We start from the raw sequence: 1,073 nt of genomic DNA, 5'->3' as shown, positions 1-1,073 counted from the left end.
AGATCTTGGTGCCAAAACGTTGGCTTCATCGCACGCAAAAAGCTAACAAATTGCTCAAGCAGACAGCTAACAGTTGGCGATTTTGGTTTGGTTGAGTTCAGTGATTACGGTGGCTTTGCTTGAGTGTTGTGGTCGTTAGCTGCAACTTAGCAAAGCGTTATGTTTCAAGGGGGAAGTATTGAACTTACATACACTATTCAGCGTTAAATCAGACCTTTATGAAGAGGCTAGACCAAGCTATCCTAGTGAGCTATATCAATACTTGCTGTCGATAACTCCATCAAAATCAAATGCTTGGGATTGTGCGTGTGGTAATGGACAGGCAGCTGAAAGTCTAGCGGTTCATTTCGATAATGTAATCGCCACAGATGTTAGTGAACAACAAATAGAGAACGCTAAGTCTGTTGGTAACGTCGAATACTTAGTAACTAAGTCAGAGAAAACGCCTTTTACCGACAATACTTTCGATCTTGTGTGTGTGGCTCAGGCCTTACATTGGTTTGAGTTCGATGCATTTTGGCCTGAGGTGCATAGGGTTTTGAAACCACAAGGTGTCTTTGCGGCTTGGGGGTACACCTGGCCGAGCATATCTCCTGAAATTGACCAAATTTTTGAGGCTACAATTCTCAAGAAAATTGAGCCTTATTGGGCAGCTCAAAATCGTTTGCTTTGGGATCATTACAAAGATGTTGATTTTCCTTTCAAGCAGTTGGACGTTCCTGACATTAAGATGCAAGTGGATTGGTCACTCGATGAGTTCATAAGTTTCATTCAAACGTTTTTCAGCAACGCGCAGATGTGTCGACGATTTAGGTGATGGTTTCCTAAAAAGCGCATACCAGAAACTGTCTGACGTTTGGGGGAGCAAACATGATAAACGTCTCGTGACGCTAGATTTTGTTCTGTACACGGGGCGGTTAGAAACATAACAAATTGTTCAAGCAGACAGCTAACGTTTGGCGATTTTGGTTTGGTTGAGTTTAGTGATTACGGTGGTTTTGTTTGAGTGTAGTGGTAGTTAGCTGCTACTTAACAAGGCGTTAGCACACTAGTTTTCTCACTCGTGGTTAAAT

1 protein-coding gene is annotated in these 1,073 nt (G+C 42.4%); it reads left to right on the top strand.

Annotated elements, in window-relative coordinates; all coding sequences use genetic code 11:
- Positions 1–178 precede the first annotated feature (178 nt).
- Complete coding sequence (locus tag TZ48_RS19425; protein WP_162674666.1) at positions 179–817, top strand: class I SAM-dependent methyltransferase; 639 nt, start codon at positions 179–181, stop codon at positions 815–817.
- The last annotated feature ends 256 nt before the right edge of the window (positions 818–1,073 follow it).

The sequence above is a fragment of the Vibrio variabilis genome, from assembly GCF_003263785.1.
In the GTDB taxonomy this organism is placed as follows: Bacteria; Pseudomonadota; Gammaproteobacteria; order Enterobacterales; family Vibrionaceae; genus Vibrio; species Vibrio variabilis.
This window is presented reverse-complemented; position numbering and strand designations above follow the sequence as displayed.